The sequence below is a fragment of the Streptomyces sp. NPDC060209 genome (assembly GCF_042728155.1).
Classification (GTDB): Bacteria; Actinomycetota; Actinomycetes; order Streptomycetales; family Streptomycetaceae; genus Streptomyces.
The window spans coordinates 1-3,880 of sequence record NZ_JBHWZS010000487.1 but is presented as its reverse complement, the minus strand read 5'-3'; the positions used below and the strand labels follow the sequence as shown (position 1 = coordinate 3,880).

Below are 3,880 nucleotides of genomic sequence, written 5' to 3'. Positions count from 1 at the left end.
GTGCCCGCCACGCAGGCTCCATACCGGAGGCGGATTCGTGGCACGCCGTCAGCGCTGCAGTGTCAGCAGCCCCGGGCGGTAGGGGAGGAGGCCGTAATCGCCGCCGGAGTTGGGGCTGCGCCCCTGGTAGAGCAACTGTAGATTGCAAGGATCGACGGTCATTGTCTGATCGGGGCTGGTGCGGATCAGCTCGCCGTGGCTGATGTCGTCGGTCCAGGTGGCGCCACTGTTGGCCTTGCCGGCGAAGGGATTGCTCTCGGTCGCGGCCTGGGGTGTCCATGAGCCGTTCAGGCTGGTGGCCGTGAACGAGCGAAAATAGCGGCCCTGCGAGCCGATCGCCTCGACGATCATGAGGTAGCGGTTCTGGCCCTGCAGTTTGTAGACCTGCGGGGCTTCGAACAGGTTGTTCGTCGTATCGCTCATGACCACTGTCGAGGTCGTGCCGAAGCTGCCCGGGAAGTTCCCGATCGGCATACTGGCCCGGTAGATCTTGCCGTTGTCACCGGCGAAGAACAGGTACATGCTCGTCCCGTCACCGATGAGCGTCTGGTCGATGGGCCCTGTTCCGGAGCCGGAGATGCTTCCGGAGAAGAGCACCTGTGGGGATGACCAGCCATTCGGGTTGGTGGGGTCGCTCGACGTCCGGTAGGAGAAGGCGGTCCCGCCCCACTGGTAGGCGAGCACCCAGATGTTCTTCGGCGCGAAGTAGAAGAGCGAGGGCGCGACGGTGGAAGTCGACATCGTGTTCTGGCCGGCTGAGGCCATTTCCGACCAATTGGTGAACAGTCCGAAGTTCATCGAGCCCCAACTCGTGCTCGTGTCGTGCGTCGTCGCATAGACGAGTTGCCTGCCGTTATAGGGGACGACGGTGAAGTCCTTGAGCGAGACCCACCCCGACTTGGGTTGCGCCAGCGGGCCCGTTGATGTCCAGCGGTATGTCGACGGAGGATCGCACGGGCCGGGGTCGTCGCCGCCGGCCTTGACGAGCTGCCACTGCTGGTTGGTGCCACCCCAGTCGTCGTACTGGACGATGTTCGCGTTGTCGGCGGTGGACGCGCCTTGTACTTCGAGGGCCTTGTTGCTGTGGCGCGAGATGATCCTTACGTCGCCGTCCGAGCTGTCGGCCAGCCGCCACTGCTGGTTGGCGCTGTTCAGGTCGGTCCACTGGACGATCGGGCCGCCGTTCGCAGTGGACCAGTTGTGGACGTCAAGCACCTTGCCCGAGTGCCGGGACTTGATGCGGTAGTACCCACCCCCGGAATCGACGAACTGCCACTGCTGCTGGTTCTGATCGTTCCTGGCCCACTGGGTGATGCGGGCGCCGTCATCGGTTGCCATGTTGTAGACGTCCAGGGCCTTGCCGCTGCCGCGGTTGACCAGCACGTACGAGGCATTGGGGTCTACGGTCGCCGCGCTGGCGGGCTGGGCACCGAGGAAGGTGGCCACGAGAAGCAAGGGAGCAAGGATGGCGAGTAGGCGCTTCGGGCGGACCGGGGACGGGTGGCGAAACCACATCAGAGGAACTCCTTTGGACAGCAGGGGGTGGGGCGATCCCGATGAACTGCGGATCGCCCGTGCGGGGCGGCATTCTCGAAACCTTTCGGAAAGTTCCCGGATACTTTGACGCCACAAGCTAGGAATGCGAGGCCCTCCGGTCAAGGCCTGTCGCCGATCTGTCCACAAACAGCGCCTCCGCCTTCGCTTCGACGAACTGTCGCGCCCGACCGAAAATGCCCCTGAACGCTCGCCATTACCTAGGTCCCAGCCCTACGGCACCCGCCGACGACGGTGCCGGAGGGGGCTTCGTTCGGCTCCTCAGGATCCCGGAAAGTTTCGGGCGTGATACAGAAACTTCCATAGAAGTATTGACGATCCACCGTCAACCCTCAATCATCCGTGTCTGAGGAACCGGCCGGGGTTCGATATGTCGAACCGCGTTGGTTGGCCCTGGGCGATCTGGGCTGTCCGGGTTGGCCCGTCCTGTCCGTCTGTCGAGTGGGAGCGGGCAACGCATTCCCCTGCGCTTCAGTCCTTCCGCAATCTCTACCTTGGAGGCACAGTCATGGGCTCGTATGCCCTCCCCGGAACGGTTATCCGCCAGAAGGTCCGCGATCTTCTGCTCGCGCTGGTCGTCGGCGGGTTCGGTGTGGTTGCCGCACTGGTCGCGCCGCACGCCGCGACGACGGAGCCGGCCAGGAGCGGCAGTTCGTAGACTCCGGTGACCGCTGGCCGGGCTGCGGGAGGAGGGTCGGCGGCAGCGGACCAGCGGCCGAACGGCGAGGAGGTGGCTACGGAGACGGACTGGATGCGCAACTCAGCGGGGGAGTGGCCACCTCAACCAGAGGACGACGCCGGCAGGCATGGCCGGAAGTAGCAAAATGACTGGGCCGCCGCGTAACGACGCGATGAGAATCAGGCTGCGAGTGGTGGGACACGCCGCCCCCGGCTTCCCTTGCAGCTCTGTCCGCACCGACCGCAGCCGCTCGACGATGTCATACAGGCTGTTTCCCGCCCGGTGTTGGGGCGTGCGGGTCGAACAGGGTTCCACGCGGGTGGTCTGTGGCCGGTCGGCGCATGAAGACAGGGCCTCTTGGTGGCTCGGGGGTGCGATCCCGTCCGAGCGCGAGGCCCTGTTGTCGCAGCTGTACACGCACGACCCTGTTGCCTTCAGCTCGGTGCCTCCAGAGCTGTGGGTGGGTTTCCCCAGCGAGCCGAAGATGGATCCGGCGTATACCTACGGCGGGTGCCCGTACATGTCCAGGACATAGCCAGGCCGCCGAAAGTTTCGAAAGCAGTGCACATGCTTGCATTCGATCCTTCCCGGGATCCTTTCCATTCCACACGCCGGTTCGCGTAAGAGGCGGCTTGACCAGCGAAGATGCGCGCGGCAAAGCTTCTTCTGGCCAGGAAATATTTCCGAAAGATTGCCGAAACTGTTGACAGGTCCATGAGGCTCTACGAACACTGTGGCCACCGAACGAGAGGAGTCCGTCGTTCCCCTCGCGTCATGTGACCGGGGATGGCGGTCGGTCATTACCGCACGACGACGGGCGACCCCCGCGGTGTTTCATGCAAGGCCGCCGGGCAGCAGAAGCCGCCCGGTCCCCACCAGCCTTCACCGGGAGGATGCATGCAGCAGGACGGCACGCAGCAGGACCAGATCCAGCAGAACCCCGCGCCCCTCAACGGCTTGAGCCGACGAGGCTTCCTCGGCGGCGCCGGCACAGTCGCGCTCGCTACCGCCTCCGGGCTGCTGCTGCCCGGCACCGCCCACGCGGCCACCACCATCACGACCAACCAGACCGGCACCGACGGCATGTACTACTCGTTCTGGACCGACGGCGGCGGCTCCGTCTCCATGACGCTCAACGGCGGCGGCAGCTACAGCACCAAGTGGACCAACTGCGGCAACTTCGTCGCCGGCAAGGGCTGGAGCACCGGCGGACGCAGGACGGTCCGCTACAGCGGCTACTTCAACCCGTCGGGCAACGGCTACGGATGCCTCTACGGCTGGACCTCGAACCCGCTGGTGGAGTACTACATCGTCGACAACTGGGGCAGCTACCGGCCCACCGGCACCCACAAGGGCACCGTCTCCAGTGACGGCGGCACGTACGACATCTATCAGACAACCCGGTACAACGCCCCCTCCGTGGAAGGCACCAAAACCTTCCAGCAGTACTGGAGCGTCCGGCAGTCGAAGGTGACCAGCGGCTCCGGCACCATCACCACCGGCAACCACTTCGACGCCTGGGCCCGCGTGGGCATGAACATGGGCCAGTTCAAGTACTACATGATCATGGCCACCGAGGGTTACCAGAGCAGCGGAAGCTCGAACATCACGGTCAGCGGCTGATCTCTGTCCGGCGAACAACCGGCT

General features: G+C 64.7%; 3 protein-coding genes. 2 read left to right on the top strand and 1 reads right to left on the bottom strand.

Annotated features, from left to right (window positions below; all coding sequences use genetic code 11):
- Positions 1-48: 48 nt before the first annotated feature.
- Positions 49-1,515, bottom strand: coding sequence for a non-reducing end alpha-L-arabinofuranosidase family hydrolase (locus ACFWFI_RS41555; protein ID WP_387400967.1), 1,467 nt, complete (start codon positions 1,513-1,515; stop codon positions 49-51).
- A 547-nt stretch (positions 1,516-2,062) separates the two neighbouring features.
- On the opposite strand from ACFWFI_RS41555, the gene ACFWFI_RS41550 reads away from it, so the two are divergent.
- Both ACFWFI_RS41550 and ACFWFI_RS41545 read left to right on the top strand, forming a co-directional pair.
- Positions 2,063-2,212 (top strand): hypothetical protein, encoded by a 150-nt coding sequence (locus ACFWFI_RS41550; protein WP_387400965.1) that lies wholly within the window; start codon positions 2,063-2,065, stop codon positions 2,210-2,212.
- A gap of 918 nt (positions 2,213-3,130) precedes the next feature.
- Positions 3,131-3,856: a glycoside hydrolase family 11 protein gene (locus tag ACFWFI_RS41545; RefSeq protein ID WP_387400963.1), complete on the top strand. Its 726-nt coding sequence runs from the start codon at positions 3,131-3,133 to the stop codon at positions 3,854-3,856.
- The last annotated feature ends 24 nt before the right edge of the window (positions 3,857-3,880 follow it).

Bases quoted from the DNA above. Each gene is read 5' to 3' on its own strand.
- ACFWFI_RS41555 (WP_387400967.1), bottom strand. From the start codon at position 1,515: ATGTGGTTTCGCCACCCGTCCCCGGTCCGCCCGAAGCGCCTACTCGCC.
- ACFWFI_RS41550 (WP_387400965.1), top strand. From the start codon at position 2,063: ATGGGCTCGTATGCCCTCCCCGGAACGGTTATCCGCCAGAAGGTCCGC.
- ACFWFI_RS41545 (WP_387400963.1), top strand. From the start codon at position 3,131: ATGCAGCAGGACGGCACGCAGCAGGACCAGATCCAGCAGAACCCCGCG.